This window comes from Pseudoalteromonas atlantica (genome assembly GCA_007988745.1).
Classification (GTDB): domain Bacteria; phylum Pseudomonadota; class Gammaproteobacteria; order Enterobacterales; family Alteromonadaceae; genus Pseudoalteromonas; species Pseudoalteromonas atlantica.
In genome coordinates, this window is record BJUT01000039.1 from 17,186 (window position 1) to 40,341 (window position 23,156).

General features: G+C 40.4%; 20 protein-coding genes. 9 read left to right on the top strand and 11 right to left on the bottom strand.

The features are described 5' to 3' along the window. Position 1 precedes the first annotated feature (1 nt). The 5 genes from PAT01_RS14550 to PAT01_RS14565 form a co-directional block, all read right to left on the bottom strand. Positions 2-838, bottom strand: a complete 837-nt coding sequence (locus tag PAT01_RS14550; RefSeq protein WP_154945706.1) for a DUF6997 domain-containing protein — start codon at positions 836-838, stop codon at positions 2-4. Next, positions 839-1,003, bottom strand: coding sequence for a hypothetical protein (locus PAT01_RS20100; RefSeq protein ID WP_186807288.1), 165 nt, complete (start codon positions 1,001-1,003; stop codon positions 839-841). A gap of 539 nt (positions 1,004-1,542) precedes the next feature. Then, positions 1,543-2,052: an HD domain-containing protein gene (locus PAT01_RS14555; protein WP_154945707.1), complete on the bottom strand. Its 510-nt coding sequence runs from the start codon at positions 2,050-2,052 to the stop codon at positions 1,543-1,545. Between the two features lie 154 nt (positions 2,053-2,206). Continuing rightward, positions 2,207-2,521 (bottom strand): helix-turn-helix transcriptional regulator, encoded by a 315-nt coding sequence (locus PAT01_RS14560; protein WP_154945708.1) that lies wholly within the window; start codon positions 2,519-2,521, stop codon positions 2,207-2,209. Between the two features lie 199 nt (positions 2,522-2,720). Beyond that, positions 2,721-3,113 (bottom strand): DNA recombination/repair protein RecA, encoded by a 393-nt coding sequence (locus PAT01_RS14565; RefSeq protein WP_154945709.1) that lies wholly within the window; start codon positions 3,111-3,113, stop codon positions 2,721-2,723. A 252-nt stretch (positions 3,114-3,365) separates the two neighbouring features. Between PAT01_RS14565 and PAT01_RS14570 the strand changes: the two genes are divergently transcribed. The 3 genes from PAT01_RS14570 (at position 3,366) to PAT01_RS14580 (ending at position 6,041) form a co-directional block, all read left to right on the top strand. Then, entirely contained in the window at positions 3,366-4,385 is a 1,020-nt protein-coding gene (locus PAT01_RS14570) for a helix-turn-helix transcriptional regulator (RefSeq protein WP_154945710.1), read from the top strand. Positions 4,386-4,579: 194 nt separating this feature from the next. Further along, entirely contained in the window at positions 4,580-4,789 is a 210-nt protein-coding gene (locus PAT01_RS14575) for a hypothetical protein (RefSeq protein ID WP_154945711.1), read from the top strand. 688 nt (positions 4,790-5,477) lie between these two features. Beyond that, positions 5,478-6,041 (top strand): cytochrome b, encoded by a 564-nt coding sequence (locus tag PAT01_RS14580; RefSeq protein ID WP_121638649.1) that lies wholly within the window; start codon positions 5,478-5,480, stop codon positions 6,039-6,041. 31 nt (positions 6,042-6,072) lie between these two features. Here PAT01_RS14580 and arfA read toward each other — a convergent pair whose 3' ends face one another. The 3 genes from arfA to PAT01_RS14595 all read right to left on the bottom strand — a co-directional run bounded on the left by arfA (position 6,073) and on the right by PAT01_RS14595 (position 10,243). Next, positions 6,073-6,273, bottom strand: coding sequence for an alternative ribosome rescue factor ArfA (gene arfA / locus PAT01_RS14585; protein ID WP_024032961.1), 201 nt, complete (start codon positions 6,271-6,273; stop codon positions 6,073-6,075). 218 nt (positions 6,274-6,491) lie between these two features. After that, a complete protein-coding gene (locus PAT01_RS14590; protein WP_054982085.1) occupies positions 6,492-9,032 on the bottom strand; it encodes a TonB-dependent receptor plug domain-containing protein in 2,541 nt (846 codons plus the stop codon). A gap of 227 nt (positions 9,033-9,259) precedes the next feature. After that, positions 9,260-10,243: a sensor histidine kinase gene (locus PAT01_RS14595; RefSeq protein ID WP_154945712.1), complete on the bottom strand. Its 984-nt coding sequence runs from the start codon at positions 10,241-10,243 to the stop codon at positions 9,260-9,262. Positions 10,244-10,354: 111 nt separating this feature from the next. On the opposite strand from PAT01_RS14595, the gene PAT01_RS14600 reads away from it, so the two are divergent. Continuing rightward, the gene (locus PAT01_RS14600; RefSeq protein ID WP_054982127.1) at positions 10,355-11,686 is read left to right on the top strand and encodes a response regulator c-di-GMP phosphodiesterase, NosR family; all 1,332 of its coding nucleotides are present in this window, start codon (positions 10,355-10,357) and stop codon (positions 11,684-11,686) included. 286 nt (positions 11,687-11,972) lie between these two features. After that, entirely contained in the window at positions 11,973-12,992 is a 1,020-nt protein-coding gene (gene hemH, locus PAT01_RS14605) for a ferrochelatase (RefSeq protein WP_154945713.1), read from the top strand. 226 nt (positions 12,993-13,218) lie between these two features. Here the strand turns inward: hemH and PAT01_RS14610 are convergent, their stop codons facing one another. Then, positions 13,219-14,376, bottom strand: coding sequence for a benzoate/H(+) symporter BenE family transporter (locus PAT01_RS14610; RefSeq protein WP_154945714.1), 1,158 nt, complete (start codon positions 14,374-14,376; stop codon positions 13,219-13,221). Between the two features lie 377 nt (positions 14,377-14,753). On the opposite strand from PAT01_RS14610, the gene PAT01_RS14615 reads away from it, so the two are divergent. Together PAT01_RS14615 and PAT01_RS14620 are read left to right on the top strand one after the other, a co-directional pair. Then, positions 14,754-15,470 carry a hypothetical protein gene (locus PAT01_RS14615; RefSeq protein WP_154945715.1) on the top strand — a complete coding sequence of 239 codons (717 nt, stop codon included), beginning with the start codon at positions 14,754-14,756 and terminating at the stop codon, positions 15,468-15,470. Positions 15,471-15,530: 60 nt separating this feature from the next. Further along, positions 15,531-16,274: a zinc-dependent metalloprotease family protein gene (locus PAT01_RS14620; RefSeq protein ID WP_024032968.1), complete on the top strand. Its 744-nt coding sequence runs from the start codon at positions 15,531-15,533 to the stop codon at positions 16,272-16,274. Positions 16,275-16,410: 136 nt separating this feature from the next. On the opposite strand, the gene PAT01_RS14625 is transcribed toward PAT01_RS14620, so the two are convergent. Further along, positions 16,411-17,634 carry an alkaline phosphatase family protein gene (locus PAT01_RS14625; RefSeq protein ID WP_154945716.1) on the bottom strand — a complete coding sequence of 408 codons (1,224 nt, stop codon included), beginning with the start codon at positions 17,632-17,634 and terminating at the stop codon, positions 16,411-16,413. Between the two features lie 191 nt (positions 17,635-17,825). On the opposite strand from PAT01_RS14625, the gene dgt reads away from it, so the two are divergent. After that, a complete protein-coding gene (gene dgt / locus PAT01_RS14630; RefSeq protein WP_154945717.1) occupies positions 17,826-19,292 on the top strand; it encodes a dGTPase in 1,467 nt (488 codons plus the stop codon). 181 nt (positions 19,293-19,473) lie between these two features. Beyond that, positions 19,474-21,147, top strand: coding sequence for a cell surface protein (locus PAT01_RS14635; RefSeq protein WP_154945718.1), 1,674 nt, complete (start codon positions 19,474-19,476; stop codon positions 21,145-21,147). A gap of 347 nt (positions 21,148-21,494) precedes the next feature. Here the strand turns inward: PAT01_RS14635 and PAT01_RS14640 are convergent, their stop codons facing one another. After that, positions 21,495-22,058, bottom strand: a complete 564-nt coding sequence (locus tag PAT01_RS14640) for a hypothetical protein (RefSeq protein ID WP_154945719.1) — start codon at positions 22,056-22,058, stop codon at positions 21,495-21,497. Between the last annotated feature and the right edge of the window lie 1,098 nt (positions 22,059-23,156).

Sequence of the window (23,156 nt, forward strand, 5' to 3'; positions counted from 1 at the left end):
TTTAATAATTTGCTAAGTGTAGTGCCTGCACTTTACAGGGGCTTAATGTATCCAAACTATATAGCTCATCTTGTTGATTTACAATGCAAGGGCACTCAGCAATATAAAAGTCGATTCCTTTTTCTGTTTTTATACTTCTCAAGTAAACAGGGACTATAGGCATAGACGAGGGCAGCTTTTGTAATAGGCTTAAACTAGGGTAAAGCAATTTGTGTTTTGCTAGAGAATCAAATTTATCGCCATGTTTTGCTTCAATCACAAATAAATGTTCTTTACCGTCTCGCTTAGCGACAAACACAGCATCAATTTCAACTTGGCCATTTATATGCTCAAGAACAAGGCTTTCGTTAGCGAGTGGCTTAAAGTTAAACGTGAATGTACTTTGCCCCGTTGCTGGAACAACTATTGTTTTATCATCTTTTAAGTTAAGTGCTTCAGCCATTAGCCCTGACGCTATAGCTAAGTTAACTACGGATGTTTCAGTAACTTTAGGCAGGAGCTGAAATGCAAATAAGCTTCTTATTGATACGTTCGGTAAAAATAGCTCTGGTTGCAATTGCCCAAACAGCGCTTGGTCATTGAAAAATAAATCGTTTACATCATTTGATTTTACAAGAGAGAAATAAGTTTGATTATCGCCTAAGCGAGAACCAAGCCTCAGCACCATTGTATTTTGCTCTTTTAAAAGCTTTGGTAGCTTCTTAATAGAATCTATCGATATTGATGCTGCAGTATTTGCTTTTAAATTATTGGCACTTAGGTATTTTTGAAAGCTTTGAGGAGGAGACACTTTTTGCCCTTTGGCTTGCATGTCTTGTAGTAAATCGTGAAATATCACTTATTCATCCTTGATGTCAAAATAATAAAAGTACGCGCGACCGCGCTTTTCAAACTTAAGCTCGCCTCGTTCGCGGCGATGCATTAACTCGCAGTCTGTTATTTTTAGAAGTTTTAGGGCTTCTTTACTTGAAAGCCATTTTCTCTTTTGATCTTGATTAGCCATTTAACTTGCTCAAATCCAGTAAAAATCAAATATACATAACGGTAATACTAACAACAAATTTAAAAGTCGCTGCAAAGACAATTTCCCCGTCATTTTGTCCGAAAAGACTCAATTGATGAGTAATTGTTTGCATGGCGGAATTTTGTTCCCGACAAATTCCAAGTGCCTAAATCCCTTTAGGCAATGCGAGTAAAGCGATGCTTGCACATGGGTGAAAAACGTAGTTTTGAACGAGAGGGTAGGGATACCCGAACTGGGCAGCGTACAGGGATGTGAAAGTTGTGCTTTCATCACGTTTACGTTCATATTAATTTTGTATTTGAAGATAAGTGAAGTTGCGGGGCGTCGAAGGGTTCCAAGGGGCGTTCGGCGCTATGCGCCCCTTGGTTGCTATCGCCAACGCGATATAAAAAACTAAAAATACAGAGCGTCAGCAAGCTTAACGCCTTCGGTCACGAGGTGGTTAAGAAAACTATTCTTAGATAAATATTTGCGATTGAAATTCATACAATGCTTTGGTGATCTTAAACGACTTATCACTACACATAATTAGACCTTCTTCTTAAGTATTCATTATGTAATGAAAGGCTAGATGCTTTACATATATCAGCAACCTGATCTAACCAAAAAAAGTACTCTGACTGTCGCTCTAGTGACCAGTTAGATGGTATTGCAGCTGCATTAGAGCACAAGTCTGCTAATTTGATACGCTTTACCGAGTTTGATTTAGTTGGAAGTAATCTGAGGGTTTCTTCTCTTCGTTCCTTTAAACGTAGTGATTTGTCGTCTGAGAGAGCTTCTACTAATTCCAGAACACGATGGCCACAGGTTTTATAAACTTCTTCTTTAGTAACGCCTGTGTCTTCTAAAATATCATGAAGTATTGCGGCGCATAGTTCGTCGTCATCAACTCCTGCTGTATCAGTAAGCAGGGCTGCAACTTCTATCAAATGATTAATATAGGGCGAGCCGTCTGATTTTCGCTTTTGCTGCACATGATATTTTGAAGCCAGAGCTAGTGATTTAATTAAAAGCTGGTTTGAGCTCATATTGCAACCTTAGATTAATATTTATAAAAGTTATAGTTAAAAAGCTAAAGTTAAAACTGCAAAGTACAACTTTTTAGGTTGTACTGAAATAGCACTTTGAACGTAGCCTCTAAATTTTAGAAACAGGCAGTCTTGTATAACACCCAAGTTAGAATTACTTTATGTACTCATCATATTGACGTTGTAGTTCTAACCAAGTTGCAGCGCCAACTTTTGTGGCTTTTTCTAGTTTTTTGGCAAGTGTAGAGTCAAGAGATAAGTTTCCTGCCATAAATTGCTTAAGGGTCTCAATTTCTATGTTTGATTTATCAGCAAGATATTGAATGCCCTTAGATTCAAATTTGTTTAAACAATTTCGCTTAAAAAAGTTTGAAGGGTGTTTTCGAAAGCCACCATCGGGTCGTTTTACTAGCTTTAAATCTTTTAGAGGAATCCTTTTGCCGAGCTTTATAAAGTTATAATTGGTCACGTGATTTCTTTGCGCTCCTTTTTTATAACTTAGTGGTTTTTCTAAAAAAGGCCTACATTAAGTAGGCCATGACGAAAAAGTTTCTCACACTTTTTCTTCTGCCCCATCACGGAAGCAACACATGCTAATAATATAAAATACTTGCGACAGAATAAGTCGCAATATCGTTGTTTTTATTAAATATCGATCATTTAGTTACTCAACGCAGCAAGTTTAAGCAGCCCACCCATGCATTATTTGAGTCGGGCATTCTGAGAGTGAAAACTAATAACTCTACGGAACGTCCATTAATGAGCATATTAGTAATTTCTACTAACTGTTCAATATTTTGAGGCTCAGAAACAAGCGTGTCGTCATCTAAAGGTGTATACACACCTAACTTACTATCAAAGTCTCGACGGTCTAAATTCAAGTAAGCGATTGACTCATCTTTATATTGCGCTCGCAGTTCTTTAATGTCTTTGGGGTGTTCATCTTCACCTAACTCTTTTAAGAGAAAGTCGATTTGATAGTCATTGATGTTAACCTGCCAGCCATGGTCATTTTTAATTGCTTTATTCTTTAATAGATCTTGTTCAAGGTCGTATTTCATTAAGTTTCCTTGCTGAATGTTTATGTGATGCTAGAGAAGCTTGAGGGCTTAAAAACATGATTGCTAGGCTTTTAAACAACTTCCTTATCATCGTAATTACACGCAGATTAACCCAAAGCACTCTACTATAAAAGTGCTTTCATATATAAAATAGTGCAATTACACTATTTCAACCTGAAGGCTAACCTGCTGTTATTGTTTGATTTATGATAATGTGTCGGTAAGTTTAAGTTATGATAGGCCCCAAAGTTGATGCCAACGGCTAAAGGAAAGACTCTCCCTCGCATTATTAATATGATGCAACTCATCCCCATTACTCCTAGATGGACAACAGCCAAAATTTTACAGTCAAGCCTTGAAGATAGAGGCTTTGCAGTGACAAAACGAACTGTAGAGCGAGATTTAGTTGAAGTGGCTGATTTATTTGGGTTAGTAAGCTCAGACTCACCTGATGGGTACAAATGGTCTTATTCAAGAAAGCGTTCTGATATTTACTTACCTTCAATTTCTGCAGAGGAAGCTTTATCACTTCAGCTAGTTGAGCATCACCTTGAAGATTACTTTCCTAAAGAGGTATTTTCTCAGCTTGATGCGATCTTTAAAAAATCAAAAGATACATTGGTGAGATCCGAGTTATTACACTCATGGCCATCGAAAATTGCGAGTTTGCCACATGTTTTAGCTTTTAAACCATTAAACATTGATGCTGAAATTAAATCGCTAATTACCCAAGGGATTTTAGAACAAAGAAAATTGGAGATAACTTACGGTGGTTCCGATTCTGTTCATCTTATTTCACCATTAGGTATGTTGATAAGAGACACTAAATTGGTTCTTATTTGCTACTTTTATGATTATAAAGAACCGAGGCATATTTTTTTTCATCGAGTTAATAGCGCCAAGTTATTAACTGAAACATTCGATACAGACTTTGACACTTTAAAATATGCTCAAACAGGTGCTGTGGGTGTATTAGTAAATGCTGAGGTAATTGATGTAAAACTCGAAGTAAAAGGCTATGTCAAAGATCTATTCCAAGAATCAGCCATTAATGAAAGCCAAAAAGTTAGTGACGAAAATGCTTTGTCTAAATCGACTACTCAAAATGATTGGGTCAGTGTTTCTATTAAATTAGCTCATACTTTGGAGTTGGAGAATTGGCTCATGGGTTTGTCAGATCACATTATTGTAAAGGCACCAGAGCAGCTAAAAGCCAGAGTTATAAGGCGAATGATAAAATCATTGGGGCACTATGATATTAAGACTGAATAAAGATCTTATATAAATATAGGCATCTCAACTACCTTAGCTAATTTGAATTACTTAGCTATATTTGCCGCTCGATACTTTGAAAATCCTTAACTGCAAATTTAAGCTTCTACGATTAAATATAATACGCGACTCATTTTGTCGTAGTTATGAAATAAGCTATTCATATGGAATGATTAAGGAAAGTGGAGAAAGTAATGTCTTGTTCTTGTGAAGTTAAAAATTTAGAAACAGCCTTTAAAGTAAAATATAGAAGATTGTTCTTTCTAATATTTTTAATAATTTTTGGCGGCTGGGGTTCAAATTATGCCAAAGACAAAAAAATTGAAGAGCTAGAAGCTGCAATACAAAAGTTAGATAACTCAGTTCAAACTATCAAAAGTAAAAATAGTTTCTCTTCAAAATAAGGTTGTAGTAAGTACAACAGAAGATGGTATCTACCGACAAAATTAACTCCGAGGTAAATTACCTTGTAGAGGCGCACCTTGCTGGCGTTTAAAAGCAACGCCTTAACCGAGATATAAAGTGATTGTTTCACCACCGAGAAGCGAAGGAGAATACCAAGAGAAGTGACTAAGCGTTACGGGTGTTTTCTCTGTGTAGCGCGAAGCGCCTCGGTGTACTCGTGGTGATATACAGATAACTTATACCAAGTTACTTTGGCTACTCATTTACTTCTCTATCCCTTCTCTTTGTGCATTTTTGTATTAAAGATCAATTAATCACAAAGAGGCTCAGAGGCGCTTCGCTTTTAGAGAAGTAACTAACATCTTGCGAGAGCAAGTTTCGCGCCTACCACTTTCACTTCTCATTTACTTCTCTATCCCTTCTCTTTGTGCATTTTTGTATTAAAGAACAATAAATCACAAAGAGGTTCAGAGGCGCTTCGCTTTTAGAGAAGCAACTTACATCTTGCGCGAGCAAGTTTCGCGCCTAAAACTTTCACTTCACGTTGCGGGTTTATCCTTTTAAATTTAAAAAATAAGTTTCGTTAACCCTACTTTAACCCTCTATAGTTTAAGCTAGCTGCATTAATGTAGATTATTCAATTGTACACGCAACTAAGCGCCACTTTTTAAGTTAGGAATAACCACAATGAAACTTACAAAAGATACAACAAGTACGTTAAGCAAAACCACCATAAGCCTGCATTGGATTGTAGCTATTTTAATTATTGGGTTATTAGGCTCAGGCTTATATATGGAAAACTTTAAAGCGTTTTTTCTAATGAGTTGGCACAAATCATTTGGCGTAATGCTGCTTGCTTTTGCGTTATTAAGAGTAACATGGCGCATTGTAAATGGTTGGCCAAAGCACGATGTTAAACACCCAAATTATGAGCAAGTGTTAGCTAAAATTGTGCATTACGTTCTTATAATAAGCATGTTACTTATGCCTATTTCGGGGCTGATTATGTCGGGCTTTGGTGGGCATGGCGTAGAGATGTTCGGGCTAGAGCTTATTCCGCACAACCCCAACCCAGAAAACCCACAAAAAAGCCTCGCTTTTAACCAAGGCTTAGCAGAGATAGGAAAAACCGTTCACGGTATTACAGCAAATGCGCTTCTTATCGCGTTAGGTTTACATATTGTGGGCGCTTTAAAGCACCATATTATTGATAAAGACAACACCCTTACGCGTATGCTTGGCAAAAAGTAGGTAGTTAAAAGTCTTATTTGATCGGTGCTATTTAAGCCGCGATTAAATAAGACTCTCGTCCTACGTGTTTGTTATTGCGCTTAAACGAGCCTTTCCCTTTTTTAGCTTTAACCACTTGAGGTTTAAACACTTTAGAGGTTACTAGCGCCGCCAGCGCATTATGATTAATAACACCTCGACCGGTGTCTACCGCACTATTATTTGCGGCTTTGGTTTTCGATTTTTTAGCCATTTTATTTCCTAACTATTTATAACAATAAGAACCTTAAGAAGTGGCGATTGTATGCCTAATTTTCAACCTTGCAAGTGTTTTAACGCTCTTTTTCATAATAAATAAACATAAAAAAAGCGCAGTAAATAACTGCGCTGATTAACCTGAACGCTGGATAATAAAATATGTTGGTATATCTCTTAACCAGAATTCAGGTTAAATAGGTTTAGCTCAATTAATTAAAATTCAAAGCTTACTTTTGCATAATAAGTACGCCCGTCAAAGCCGTAAGGCAATGCACGTACAGGGTATTTAAACGCGCCGTTGGTAATAAAGTTAAGCACTTCGTCATCACCTAGCTCATCTGGGGTTTCATCAAAAATATTATCAGCCCCTACCGATACGTTAAATATTTCGTTAATTTGGTAGCTAACGTTTAAATCCACTAGTACTGCTGATTCAACTGTACTAGTTGGTTTAAACGACCCCGTAGGCGAAAGCTCACCTGGTAAAGGGATGTGGTCATTACCAAAGTATTTAACGTCTGTTTCGCCAAAGTAATTAAAGCGAAGCGTTGTTTCATACGCATCACGCTCATAGTCAAACGTTAAAGTTGCGCGCTCACCTGGCTGGCCGTCGGTAAAAAAGCTACGTTGTAAATCATCAAACGCCACCGACTCAGGAATACCTTCCTCTGCGTTCACGTTATCAATTTTAGTGTCGTTTAAGTTACCCGCAAAGGTTACTCCAAAATTACCACCCTCTACATCAGTACGGTAAGAGGCAATAATATCAACACCTTGTGTAGTTGAATCTACAGAGTTTGAAAAGTAGTTAGCTTGCACAGCACCGGTTGCTTGAAGCGCGGCTACGGCTTCATCGCTAAAGGCAACGTCCTCTGCAGAAAGTAAACTACCAAGCGTAATACGGTCTTTAATTTCTACGCGGTAAAAATCAACCGTTAACGAAAGCTCACTTGTTACATCGTAAACAAAACCAGCACTGTAGTTAGTTGAGGTTTCAAGCTCTAGGCTATCTACACCTAACGCACTTGGAAAAGCAGTACCCGTATTTGCAGTGAACGACTGCGTAAGTGTGCCATCTGAGCCTAGGTTAGTTGTAAATGCGGTATAACCACTTTGCTGAAGCGATGGCGCTCTAAAACCAGTCGATACCGCACCACGTACTGCAAAATCATCATTAAATTCATAACGTGTTGCTAATTTACCAATTAAGTCATCGCCCGCATCTGAAAAGTCTTCGTAGCGCAACGCACCACTTACGTTCCATGCATCCGTTACCATGGTTTCTACATCTACATAAAACGCGTAGCTGTGGCGATCGCTCTTGTTTGTTGCCTCTGGGCGCAAACCGTTATAAGCCTGAAAACCACACTCAGCAAATTGATCAGGATCGTTTACTGAAGGGTACGAAGCATCGGTATTTGCTAAACCACATGCGTAAGAGGCTTCATCGCCAGGTACTATTTCGTAGTTTTCTTTACGGTATTCTGCACCAATAGTTACATATAAAGGCTCATTTCGGCCAATATCAACGATGCCGTTAAAATCAGCATTAACTGTTGTTTGATCAAATCTAAAACCACCAGAGTAACCGCCGCTTGGGCCTGCATTTGCAGCTATATCGGCATCGCTTGCATCTGGGTTGTTAAATACGTACTCCGCCGCATAAGAGGCATTTATAGTATTACGTGAGGTAAAGTCGTATTGGTTTTCACCATACACTGCCGATACATCGTATCCCCAATCTGGGTTTATATCGCCTCTAAAACCAACCGCTACTGAAATATCTTCAGCTTCGTTATAAATGCGGGGTAAAAAACCATCGCTGTATACTTGCGTTACATTTTTAGACGCTTCGTTAAAGTTACGGTAAAAACCATTACCCAGCGCGGTACGCTCAGAATAGCCACCAAATGAGTACAATTCGCTGTCGCCCATTGGCAAAGCCATGTTGTAAAACAACGAGGTAAATTCACTTTCTGAGTTACCTTGGCCCCAACGTACATCTTCACTCAGCGTGCCTGGCTCAACATTTAACGACCCACCGGTATCGCGCTCTGCACGGTTAGTGCCATCGGCATCACGATACTCAAGCGATAAATTAATAAAGCCGCCTTCGTTACCTAAGTCAAAACCACGGTTTAAACCTGCAGAAAGCGTATCGCCGTCGCCTTCACTGGTGCCGCCGTACTGTACGTAACCCGTTGTTACGCCAGTTGAATTATTAAGCGATAAATTAATTACGCCAGCTATCGCGTCAGAGCCATATTTAGCTGCTGCGCCATCGCGTAGTACTTCTACACCTTTAAGCGCAGTTAGCGGAATGGCGTTCATGTCGGTGCCGGCAGCGCCTGCACCTACAGTGCCATTAAGGCCAAAAATAGATTGATTATGGCGGCGCTTACCGTTAACCAACACTAACGTTTGATCTGGCTGTAAGCCGCGCAGCGTTGCTGGTCTAAATAAATCAGAGCCATCAGATACTTGCGTACGAGAAAAGTTAAACGACGGAGCAGTAGCTTGCAGACTCTGCCCTAGTTCTGTAAAGCCGCCTTTGTTTAAATCATCAGCGTCTATTAAATCAATAGGTGACGAAGACTCAGTAGAGGTGCGGTTAGAAACGCGCGACCCTAATACAGAAATTTGTTCGATATTTTGTGCAGCCTCAACAGGTGCTTCTTGAGCGCTTACGATGCTTGGTGCGCTTACGGCAAACGCAACAGCGGCAGCTAATGTATTTAAACGGTATGTTGACATGGTGACGACCCTGTTTAGTGTGTTCTTTAATATTTGTTATTGCGATGTAACGCATCGCACTGGGGAACATCCTAGCAACATATGCAAATAAAAAGAAATGAAAAAAACTAAATAATAGGTCTAACTATGCAAAAAAATGTAAATACAAAAAAATAACACTTAAACTTGTTCAAAACACATACAATTAAGGATTTTAATTTCAACCCCAAATTAAATTAACACTTTATTTACAATGGGTTTATCACGCTTTCTTGTACTTTTACGGGTAACCAACAACAAATGGTAGTACCTGTTCCTAAAGTACTGCTAACTTCTATTTTTCCGCCGTGATCTTGCAAAATAAAGTTAACAACGGTCATTCCTATTCCTATTCCTAATGAGTGGGCGGTTTTATGTGTAGTAAAAAAAGGCTTAAAAAGGTGCGCTTGGGTATTTTCATCCATTCCACAACCGTTATCTTTCACTTTTATACATACCCCCTCATTTTGCTGCGTTACGCTTAGTTCAATAATGGTGCCTTTTTCTAATTCATGTTCGCATGCTTGTTGAGCATTTAATAACAGCTCAACAAAAATTTGATGAATAGACGACAGCTCCCCCCAAATAAGCGGCACTTGCTCAAAGTTGGTTTTTATTTCGCAGTATTTAAGCTGCCCTTGCAACACGCCTAAAGCAGAGCCTGCAACCTCGCTTACATCTAAATATTGCTTGTTATGGGTACTTGTAAATTGGCTAAGGTTTAATAAATTATGCACGGTTTGCTTTATGCGCTTTAAACCATCTAGGCTTTCGCTCAACTGCGAGTAAATTTCGTGTCCATTCCATGCCAGTTCGTATTGTTTTTTTAGATCAACCAACACGTTTTTAAATTGCCCTGCATTTAATTGGCCGGTTAAAAACTGCTCGTTATAGTGAAGAGATTTTGATAAAAGAGGGCTAACATATTGCAAGCTTTCTATATTACTAATTACATACGAAAGCGGGTTATTTATTTCATGCGCAATACTGCAAGACAAAACACCCACACTTGCCATTTTGTCGGCCTGAACAAACATTTGCTGATACAAAGACAGCTCAGCAACGTTTTTGGTTAGTTCGCCATTTAACACAACTAACAATTGGCTTTTATCGGCAAGCAGTTGCTCTGCGGCTATACGCTTTTGCTGCTCATCTAAAAAGGCTTGTTTGTAATCGTCGGTTAAAGTGCTCATCCTATTCGCTCCATAAATACGCATCCATGTATAACGTTTAGTTTGCCATACGTAATTATGCAAACTAGGGGCAATTTTTAGGCTATGCTTATTATTTTAAAAGGTAGCACTATGACCAAACCAGCAGACGCTGCACATTCAATCACTGCCGTAGATGTACTTTGTGTTGATGACGACGAAATTGTTCTGCGCTCACTAACCTCCTTATTAAAAAATAATAACTTTAGTTTTATGACCTGCAAAAGCCCAGTGCAAGCGCTTGAGCTTTTAAACAGCCACGAATTTAGCTTAATTATTAGCGACATGAAAATGCCCACCATGAATGGCGCGCAATTTTTAGAGCAAGCCCGTAACAAAGCCCCCGAAACACAACGTATTTTATTAACCGGCTACGCTGAAATAGAAACCACCCTAGCCGCTGTAAACCTAGCGCAAATTAACGGCTACATTCAAAAACCATGGCAAAACGATATGCTTTTGCGCAGCATTAACGACAGCATCGAAAAATTTCAGCTAAAAAAACAAAACAAGCAACTCGAGCAGCAAGTAAAACAGCAAAACAAAGAACTTCTCGAATTAAATAACTCATTAGAGCAACGAGTAGAAAAGCGTACAAAACAAATTAAGCAAGTACTTAAACAGCTAGAAGATGCCAACGAGCGCGAAAAACACGAACACAAAGCCACCGTAGAGCTACTTTATAATTTTATAAACGCCAATCCGTACTTAGATGGCAATAAAGCGCAAAAAATTGCCGACACCTGCACCCAAATAGCACTGTACTTAAACCTTTCGCAAAAAAGTATAGATTTAGCCCCCATGGCGGGTTACTTAGCGCAAATAGGTTTGCTTGCTATGGACCCAGAACTCTATAAAAAGCCAGTGAGTCGGCTAAGCGAGCAACAGCGCAAAGCCTTTTATACACACCCAAGCACAGCACAATTAATGCTTATGCCTGCTATACATTTACATGATGTATCTGATGCAATTTATCATCAATATGAGCGCTTTAACGGCAACGGTTTACCAAAAGGATTAGCAGCAAACGACATTCCTATTGGCGCTATGGTGCTTAGCGTTGCTCGCGATTATTGGAACGCATTTGAACAAAGCCAAAGCCCCACAGACAAAGAGCGCCACAGCGATGCGCTCGAAAGCGTTAAAATGTACAGTGGCACTTTTTACCACCCTAAAATTGTGCGCGCACTCGAGGCAAGCCATAGCAAATTAAATGAGCAACTTAATAATGCGGGCTCTATTATTATATGCAGCGCTCAAGAGCTAAAAGCCAATATGATTTTAGGCCATACGTTACACAGCCACAGCGGTATTATGTTGTTACCTAAAGGCCATGTGTTTGGTAAAAAATCCATCGAAAAACTACAGCAACTAGAAGCCAAAAAACCGACCCCATTTAGAATAATGGTAAAAAGCGCTAAATGAGTGATCTAAACTGTGGCTTTTTTCGTTACAATTACCGTAAATAAGCTAAACTAATTCAAACAGGTACCTGTTAATCTGGGTATAAATTTTAAACTGTTTAATACCAATCCGCTTAATTAAGTAATTTATTTTGAGGGTGGAAAAACGTGTAGATAGCTAGGCAAAAAAATTCGCTATTTAGTTGTTCTAAATGAGAATCTTTTAACGCTGGTAGCGACACGTTTAGCCCCGCAAAATGATCAAGTAATATTGTGAATTGGTATCACATTGCTTTAAGGAGCACAGCGTGTCGCGATTTTCTGCAGTCACTGACAATCCCCACGACGGACGTTTTAATCAAAAAACGGGCATTTTACTTACCAACTTAGGCAGCCCAGACGCGCCCACGCCAGCGGCACTGCGTACCTACTTACGTGAATTTTTATCCGATCCGCGCATTGTAGAAATTCCACGTTTAGTGTGGATGATAATACTGCACGGTATAATTTTGCGTATTCGCCCTAAGCGCTCAGCAAAACTATACGAAAGCATTTGGACCGAAAACGGCTCGCCGCTAACGCATATTACCCGCTTGCAGCGCGACAAACTAAACGCGCTACTCCAAGAGCAAGGTTATATCAATACCGAAGTTGTTATGGCCATGCGTTACGGCAACCCTTCAATAGAGGCGGGCCTTGAAGAGCTGCGCGATAAAGGCCTAACGCGCATAATTGTACTACCGCTTTACCCGCAATACTCAAGCCCTACCACCGGCTCAACATTTGATGCCGTATCAAGAGTATTGCAAAAATGGCGCTGGGTGCCAGAGCTACACTTTGTAAATGGTTATCACAAAAACACCGCTTACATTGATTCGTTAGCTAGCAGCATTAGTGAAGATTTAGAAAAAAACGGCATGCCACAAAAATTAGTTTTTTCATACCACGGTATGCCAAAGCTATTTTTAGATAGAGGCGACCTTTACCACTGCCTATGTTTGCAAACCACGCGTTTAGTGGTTGAAAAACTAGGCCTTGATAAAGATAAAGTAATTAGCACTTTTCAAAGCCGCTTTGGTAAAGCCGAATGGTTAAAGCCATACACCGACGCCACGCTTGCATCGTTACCTGATGAAAACATTACCGACGTTGCAATTTTAAGCCCTGCTTTTAGCGCCGATTGCTTAGAAACACTCGAAGAGCTTGAAGAAGAAAACCGCGAAATTTTTGAAAATGCAGGCGGCGAAAAGTACCGTTACATAGCCGCTTTAAACGACAGAGACGATCACATTAACGCTTTATATGATGTGCTAAAACCAATGCTTTAAACGCATCTTTATTGCCTTAACGTAAAAAAGCGGTGTTAAATTTAACACCGCTTTTTTGATTGTAAGGTAAGCATTTATTAAATGTCATAGCCACTATTTTGCGCGAGCAGGCTTCGCGCCTACCGACAAAATTAACACCGAGGTAAATTACCCTGTAGACGCGCAGCTTGCTGGCGTTTTAAAAGCAACGCTTTTACCTGCTAAACGTATTCGTTAACGTTTTTCTTTAACTTTTACGTGTGATCATCAACGTACAAACGCCTGCAATTATTCCCCAAAACGCAGAGCCCACCGAAAGCATGGTTAAATTAGATGCGGTTACCAAAAACGTAACTATTGCAGCCTCTGTGTATTGGGCTGAGCTTAAAGCTTGCTGCAAGCTATTAGCAATAGTGCCAAACAACGCAATACCCGCTAAGGCTAAAATTAATGCCTGCGGTAAACTTGCCACTAAACCAACAAGCGTTGCCGCGCAAAGTGCCATAACAATATAAAATACGCCTGCGGCAATACTTGCCCAATAGCGTTTATCGGGATTTTTATCGGCCTCATCGCTCATACAAATAGCAGCGGTAATAGCGGCTAAATTAATAGAGTACGTACCAAACGGCGCAGTTAAAATATTAATAAAACCAGTTACATTAAGCGTAGCTGAGATGGGCGCTTTATAATTATGAGCCTTTAGTACAGCAATACCCGGTAAGTTTTGTGAGGTCATGGTCACTATATAAAGCGGTAAGCCAATACTTATACACGCTTGCAAGTTAAACACCGGTGCTATGTATGTAAACTCACTTATTTTCCAATGAATAGCGCCAGTATCAATATGCCCCATTTGCCACGCCAGTAGCACGCCTGCAACTAAAACGCTAAGCATGGCAAAACGCGCAAAAAATCGTTTTCCTAAAAAATACATAAGCACCATTAGGCCTATAACCAGGGGTAGCTCATTCATAAAATTAAATACATCTATACCAAAGGTGACCAATACGCCTGCCAGCATGGCACAGGCAAGTTCGCTCGGTATACGGTTCATTATTTTTTCAAACCAACCGGTAACCCCCGACACAAAAACCAATGTAGCGGCAAACATAAATGCACCAATGGCTTCGCCTAAATGGTAGCCCTGCGCGCTGGAAATAAGTAAAGCCGCCCCAGTGGTAGACCATGCAATTAAAACGGGCACTTTATAATAATACGACAACCCAATAGTGGTTATGCCCATTACCAGCCCTAGCATTAAAAGCCAGCTTGCGACTAAATCGGGCGTGCCGCCAAGGGTTATAACAACTTGATAAATAAGCGCAATGGAACTTGAAAAACCAATAATAACAGCCACCAACCCTGCGGTTGCTCGATTAAGCAGCTGATCGGAAAACGTCATAAAATCCCTCTTAATTTTAGATTTTTAAGCCCACAACATACGTTGCCTATTTACGCTTTGCAATTAGCGTTTAGGCTATTAAGCGTGAAAAATATTCATTATTTTAAAATTTTTTTTACCTATAAAGATCACACCTTTCATTGCCAAATTAAAAACAACAACAATTATTTGCTTACGCTTACACCCCGCTAAAACTCTATAAAAACCCATCCTTTTTAGCTCAAAAAACCAAACCCATTATAGGTAAATTGTTTATTTACAATCATTTACAATGTAAATAATTAGCACTTTTATACTATGCAAACTAACTTGATCTAATTATCCAGATGATATAAAACGTAACAATTAGTTAACCAAAAACCCCGTAAGAGAAACAAATGAAACGCGCTATTTTAATAATTGTTGCCCTTGGTCTATCTGCATTTACTATTTATAAGCTGCTATTTAATACCGAAAAACCTCAGCAGGTAACGGCGCCTGTTGCAGTGGATATAGTGCCCGTTGACTCTCAATTTGCAGCAAATAAAAAAGCACCGCAGCCCATAGATATGAGTAAAGATCCCGTTAACGTAAAACCTAAAACCATTGAGGCACCAGCGCACAGCAACCAGTTTGAAGCTATAAACAAGGTATCTGCAAAAGCTAAAGAGGTACTTACCAACGCCAACGTACTACCAAGCGATTTAAACAACGAAGCCTACATAGAGTTCGACCTAAATACGTTACACGCCCTTGAAGCTGGCGACTCGTTTGATATTTCAATTCCGCAAACCGTTGAAACCTACAGCGCCGAAATCACCTCGTTATCGGAGGCGAGTAATGGCGATAAAAGCATATTTGGCCAAGTTATTGGTGCCAATGGGCAACTGCACACCACGGTTATGACCGTAGGAAACGATGCAATTTATGGGCAATTTACCGCACCTAGCGGCAATTATGTTTTTGAAAGTAAAGGTAAATATGGCTGGATTGCAGCAAAACGCGACTTATACCAAAACCACATAGAGCATCACGTAGATGCGCCCACACCAAAAACAGATAAAACCATAGATATGTTTGCCCCAAAAAAAACTGAACAACCCAACACGCAGTAACCCAACTAAATCAATCAGCAGTAAAACTTCCAACCACTACATAAGTAAGGAAATATAAAAATGAAAAAACTAATCACTACGGCAGCCATTGCCAGCGCGCTATTTGCAACCAGTGCAGCACAGGCAGTAACGATTGATATTGGTATTTTATATACCGACCAATCGGCCGCAGCTACGAGTAATATAAATACTAAAATAAACCAGCTGATCGCCTTTAGTAACCAGGTTTATAGCCAAAATGGGGTAGACATTACACTGCGTTTAGCCGGCACAGAAAACCTCGGCGATTACGCAATTACACCGTCTGAAGATTGGTTAGATGCAGTAACTAACAGCAGCTACGTAGATGGTTTACGCACTAGCTGGAAAGCCGACATGGTTGCTGTACTTGGTACCGGCCAAAGTGCGGGTAATGGTTTAATCTCGTGTGGTTTAGCTTGGGTTGGCCAAGGCACTAACGGTAATTTATATAGCTCAATGAGCGACCGTATGTACTCTATTACTGCTATTGACTGTGGTGCCACTACGTTTGTACACGAACTTGGTCATAACCAAGGCCTAGCGCACTCACGTAAACAAGGCGATACATCGGGCGGCGTATATGTTGATGGAATGGGCCACGGCGTACAAAATGAATTTGCCAGCATTATGGCTTACCCGCACGTTTACGGTAGCGCAACGCAGTACGATTACTTCTCTAACCCTAATTGGAGCGTAAATGGCTTACCCTTTGGTGTAACTAACCAAGCGTATGCTATTCGTACGGTTACCGACACTAAAACAAGCATTGCTAACTTTAAGTAAGTGATTTAAAGCAGGCTGTATTTAGCCCACTTATAATTATTTCCCTTTAGAGCGCATTTGCGCTCTTTTTTATTTAGCTTAGGGGCTGTTGTTCTTTCAAGGTTAAATCACTAAAAGCCTAAAAGTGCGCAGCTAATTAATGCACTACTATTTTTTGTTTTATAGCAGGCATTAACGTTTTACCGTCACCATCTACTTTACTTAAAAGCTTAAGCCCCATTACTTTGGCAAGTACCGGGTAAATATCAAGATTATTTACCTTTTCAAGGCTTAGCCCTTGTTTAAAAGCAGGCCCTACAGCAATTAACGTAGCCGCCATATCATCGGTATAGGCATAGCCATGAGTACCTAAATACATTGCTTTGCCTTCGTTAGTAAATACCGCTGGCGCATTAGTTTGCACAACAATATCGCCCACACGAGTGCCTTTATTATAATGATACCCAGCTAATTGCTCGTCGTTTAATACCGTATAACGCTCGTTTGCGGCTTGTTGCAAACGTTGTTTGTAAGTTGTAATTTGCTCGCTTGTTACAGCAGGCTTTGCATAAATAAGTAACCGCGGGCCGGTATTTTTAACTATAAAATTATCGTTTTGAGGCAATGTAGAAACATCAATACTTTGCTCTGGGTTTACATGCGCCATACCGTGATCGGATACAATAACAAGGTTAATCTCTTGCTCTAGCTTGCTCAAACGGGTTTGTAATTGGCCCATTAGTTCATCTAATTGTTTTACCGCATCGCGAGTTTGCGGTGCGTCTGGGCCAAACTCGTGGCCCATGCTATCAACAAGCGAAAAATAACTTGCCACAAAACGTGGGCGCTGCGCTTTAGGTAAGCTTAGCCACTGTATTATTAGATCAACACGGCCTTGGTACTCACTGTATTTAGAATAATGAAAGTAATAGTCGGGCGTCATACCGTTAAAGCGCGCATCCGACTCTGGCCAAAAATAAGTAGCCGACTTTAGCCCCTGCATTTTTGCTAAATTCCAAAGTGGAATACCGTTTACCCACGTGCTATCGCGCATGCCTTTACCCATGCTGTAACATTCGTTTTTACGGGCTTTATCACAAAAGTTATTATCTACAATGCCATGATTTACCGGCAGCAACCCTGTAATAATAGAAATATGATTTGGAAACGTTTTTGTTGGGTAAACAGGCATTAGCTTTTGCGCGCGTACACCCTTAGCAGCCATTGCTTTTAAATTAGGCGCGCCGTGTTTTTCTATATAATCCCAACGCATGCCATCTATTGATATAAGTACAACGGTTTGCTCTTTTGCCGCATATGCCGCTTGACTGGTTAACACTAAAAAAGCCAACATCATCGCCTTTAAAAATACATACTTCATTACAAATACTCGCCTACATTAAAATGCGTTAAATACTGAAAAATATAGCTTTATAATACAATTGCCAGGCCTTAAATGATACAAGCACCTGTACCTAACTCGTCTAGATGTATATATTAACAAGTAAGTATTTAAAACGAATGACAACGCGCATTTACTTTGCCAGTCGTCACCACTAAGCAAGGGCTCCGATGACTATCGACTTTAGTAAAAAAATAACCCCAGCGCGCATGTATCGCACGACTGCAAATTTACAAATGGCGATGGAAAGCGATCGCGGTCGTATAATTAACAGTGCAGCTATTCGTAGGTTGCAGCAAAAAACCCAAGTTTTTCCGCTAGAGCGAAACGCAGCGGTGCGCTCGCGCTTAACTCACTCACTAGAAGTACAGCAAGTTGGCCGTTTTATAGTACAGCGTATTTTTGCAAATTTAAGCTTTGAGCAACAAACCGAATTTGGCTTAAAAGGGCTAGAACGCCCGCTAGAAAGCCTAGTAGAAATGGCCTGCCTAATGCACGATATAGGCAACCCACCCTTTGGACATTTTGGCGAAGCTGCCATAAATCACTGGTTTAATAATAATTTAGCAAGTGTTACACCAGCGCGCTGCCAAGAGAAAAATACCGGTATAGGGGTTATTTTTAAGCACCTAGCGCACGATATTTGTAATTTTGAAGGCAACGCCCAAGGCATACGCATAATTCATTCTCTACTGGGGTTAAACTTAACTTATTGCCAAAGCGCGGGCATTTTAAAGTACACCCGCCCCGCGGGATTAAACCCAAAAGACATACCACAAAATAAAAACTACTTAATGAAAAAAGTAGGTTACTACTACAGCGAAAAAACCTTTGTAGAGGCACTACAAAGCGAGCTGGTTATAGAGCCATACTGCCGCCATCCGGCAAGTTACATTATGGAAGCAGCTGACGATATTTCGTATTGCCTAGCCGACATAGAAGACGCCGTAGAAAAAGACATAATAACCACCGAGCTGCTTTGCCAACAGCTAAAAAGTGAATATAAAAAAGCCCTTATAAACCTAACCATTGATGACACCGAACACCTAAACTTTGTAGATAAAGCGGTAGATTACGCACTAGAGCGCGCCAACGCGCAGCCTTACAACTTTAATAGCGAATTTTTTATTTACCTACGCGTGGCCTTACTTCACCCGCTTGTAAACCACGCCGCCAAGCGTTTTATAGAGCACATTGAGCCTATTTACCACGGCGACTTTAACCAAGCCCTACTAGAAGATAACAGCCACCTACACGCCGTTACTAAAACCCTTAAACAGGTGGCGCTTAAGCATGTGTTTTCTCACAAAGAGGTAGAAAAACTCGAACTACAAGGCTATCGCATAATTAACGGCCTGCTCGATTGTTATAAACCACTGCTACAACTTAACAGCGACGATTTTAAACGAGCATTAAATGGCGACTCACGATTATTAATCGAATCGCGTTTGGTTAAAAAGCTCTCTAAAAAGCACTTAAATAGTTATCAGCATGCCATAGATGCCATGCAAGAAGAGCCCGATCACTTTGCCGCTTACGAGTTTTACTATCGCTGTAGGCTAATTCAAGATTACATAAGTGGCATGACCGACCAATTTGCCTACGACGAGTACCGCAGCCTAATGGTGATTGATTAACGAGGGCGTGTTGTTGGGTGGTTTTTACTTATTTCACTAGGTTACAAACCTCACGCCGCGATTTAATCGCCCTTAGATTGAACAAATTTTCAATCCACAAAGGTCAACACGCCCTTAGTGCCTAGATATATTTTAATTTTGCGCTTAAAATCAGACTATTGATACTTAAGCGCTGTGTTTTATGATTATTAGACTCTCTCAACTTATTTTTTGCTTTGCTTTATTTTACAGCAGCCAAAGTGCTGCCTATAACGAAGCCATGTGTATTTTAATTAAGCAAGAAATGCAGCAGTACAGTAATAATAAAGCCAGTGCCAAATACCGCAGCGCCGCACGCGATTTTAAAAGAAACTGTAATAAACCCAAGCAAGTACAAACAAAACCAAAACCTGTAGAGCCGCCAGTAGTTGAACAAGAGCCACAACCACTTGCCCTTACCCCCGAGCAAGAACAACAACTGCTTGAGCAAATAACTGCGGCCGAAAAAGCTATAAAACAAAGCGCAAGCAAAGCAACTACAAGCACTCAGCCTACAAATCAAATAAGCCAGCAAAGCTCAGAAACTAACGAGCCAGAGACTGCGCCAATTAATACAGTAAAGGATACGCCAAGCACACCTAAGGGTGAACTTGAGTCTAATAACAGCGAGTTAATACCTACCACTAGCCAAGCGCAGCCGGTGGCCACTGAAACAGCCCCAAAAGCAGCGCCTAAAATAGAGCCTAAAAAAGAGCAGCCAACGGTTAATACAACCCCCAAACCCGCACCTGTACTTATACCTGCGCCAGTTGCAGAGCCACCAAGTTCATTATTGTTACCAAGTTTGCTACTGCTTATTGTGGTATTAATTGGCGCCATGGTGGTTATACGTCTACGCCGCGCTAAACAAAATAAGCCCGAGCCGCCTGTTGCTCCACCGGCTACAGCCCCAACTAAAGCGATGACTAAAAACAACAAAAGCGCAGCGCAAGCAGCACCACCCCAAACGGCTCCAGCCCCAAGTGATGAGCTTTCAAAACCAGTTGTGCCACCGGTTTCGGCCTCGAGCGAGCCAGAGCCTGCAAGCTCTAATGCACCAATAAACGAGGCAATTAACGAGCCATTGCCTGCCAATACGCAAGCCACAGAGGCTGAGCCAGAACAAGCTAAACCAGAAGAAGATGCACCAGCACCTGAACCTGAACCTAAAAAAGTAGCGCCAGAGCCAAACACCGCAGAGTTTGAAGCTGCCGCAAAAAATACATTAGCGCGTATTCAAAATGCAAAAGGCTTTGCAGAGCCCGAGGTAAGAGAGTTTAACCCAGACGCTCCTTCGGTTAAGCGCACGCGTAAGCACAAAGCCGCCGCAGTAGAACAGCCAAAAGCAGAGCCCGTTGAAGAAGTAAAACCACAAGAGTCTACTCTTATAAACGAACCGGCTGCGCCTAGTAACCCTATCAATGAGCCCAATACCAGCGCGCAGCTGCATACAGCCGATAAAAACAGTGAGCTTGAACAAACCACGTTAAATAGCGAACACGACTTTAAAGAGCCCGAAATTCGTACCTACAATCCAGATGCGCCTTTAAAACCAAGTAAAGAACCTGCACAAGCTACAGTTTCAGCAAAACCAAATAGCGAACTCACGTTAGATGCGCCAATATCAACAGCTCAAGAAAAGCCAGCGCAACCAGAGCCTGAAAGTACGCCCAAGCAAAGTGATTCTAGCAACCCATTTGCAAACCTTTCGCTAGATGAAAGCTGGGACCCAAATTCAGATAAAAAGCCCGTGATTGAGGAAAAAAAGAAAGCGCCTAAATCACAAGCCTTAATAGAGGCAGAAGAACGCGCTAAAAACATGCAAACAAAAGAATAGCCGAGCAAATAAGCTTGATATTATTGCTCTATACAAATAATTTTTAACGCAGCAAGTACGCTATTTAAAGATAAAACTGCCATTACTCAATTACCAGCACAAAAAAGCGGCCACAAGGCCGCTTTGTCGTTTAAAAATATAGAGTTGTATTAATGCGCTGAATTAAGCGAGCTATTTTAAGTATGGATTTAAAACTGAGAAAACGTTTTATTGCTACAAAAAATGCGTTGTTTAGTTGTTAAAACTAACTAGTTGTACATTGCTGTACTTTTAGCATCTTTGTATTTGTAACACAGCTAGCGCCAAGTTTGGCGGCTTAAAATAATTAACTATTATTACGCTTAGTATTATTCGGGGGGCATGTTTTTAATATTTAAATCGTATTGTAAAATACCATCGTTATTAACCGCCACACCCGCTAATTGCACAGAGTGATTAGCAAACTCTTCAGACGCCGACAAATGCGCTAACACGCCGGCTATGTCTTCGTGTTTAGGTTGGCCGTCGGTTGCCACAATGCCTGCATTACAATCGTTTTGCTTACACTCAAAACTGTATAAAAATAGCGACTTTTCAGCAAAGCTGCTTTGCACTTTATCTAAAAACACTTGCTCTGACTGTGCTAAATCAAGCGTGCTTTGAATTTGAGCAGCGCTTTCTAGCTCAGAGTATTCACCTACCTCTTGGGGGGTAATCACTATTTGCTCAGTAAGTGCAGTGCCTTCTTTATTAGTTACATCGTGGCTACTTTGCATTGCTTGTATATCTACCACCAGAGGTTGAGCAGGCTGCACAGCCGTGGTGTTAGTTATTGAGTTGGGTAGATTATTTTGAGCCAAGGCGGTCAAATCGTTTTTAAACACGTACAAAGTTGCAGCAATGATAGCGCATGCAATGAGTAATTTGTTCATAATACTTCCCTCCTTCAACCAATTTACGCAATACAATTAAGTGAAATGCTTTTTAAGTGTAGCCAATGTTAATATTATGTTTTGTTTGGGTGTGTACTGTCAATCTTTAATACTAGACAGTGCAAATTAAAAGAACAATTTTATCAATGTTAATATTTAATGAACCACTGGTAAGCTCAGCGCGCCACATTATAATACTGGCAATAGCTACACGCTCATTTTACAACCAAGCAGCACGTTATTTATTTGTAACAAGCTGTAAAAAGCAACTCTTTTTATGACCACACCTCAATCAAAAAGTTTGCGTTTATTGTTACTAAAACTTAAATAAAATTACCCAAAGTAAATAACCGCATAATTAAAACCGCACACAGCAGCTTTAATTTGCTAAAAGATGCAAAGATTACATAAAGAAAGGCACCAACATGTAGGCGCGAAACTTGCTCGCACAAAATGACAGGAGCGTACCTCGCGTTTGGTATGAAGTTTTTCGCGGCATATAAAGCCGCTGCTACTAGTTAATTGCACCACAAAGGGCACAGAGGCGCTTCGCCTACACGGAGAAAACACAGGAATAAGTAAGTCACTTCTCCTGCTCTTCTCGGTGGTGACATAATCACTTTTGAACAGAACCAATGCGCGTCTACCACTAAATTAAAATACTGTTTTGTAGAGCGAATTCTTACTTATGTGATCATTTATTAAATCACTTATGCTCTAGCTCTAAAAGCGCAGCGTCTCTTAACCTCTTTGTGAATAATTGGCTTAACTTGTTTTTCACCACCGAGGGCACAGAGGCGCTTAGCGCTACACAGAGAAAATACGGGGGTTAATTGGTCACTTATCACTGGTGACATAATCACTTTTGAACAGAACCAATGCGCGCCTACAAAGTTAAATTTTACGCTGACGTGGATGTGGTGCGTAGGCGCGATTTTATATCGCGCTTGTAGATACAAGGCGCGAAGCTTGCTCGCGCAAAATGCTAATTACTTCTCTAAAAGCGAAGCGTCTCTTAACCTCTTTGTGATTTATTGATTTTTAATACAAAAATGCACAAAGAGAAGGGATAGAGAAGTAAATGAGAAGTGAAAGTGG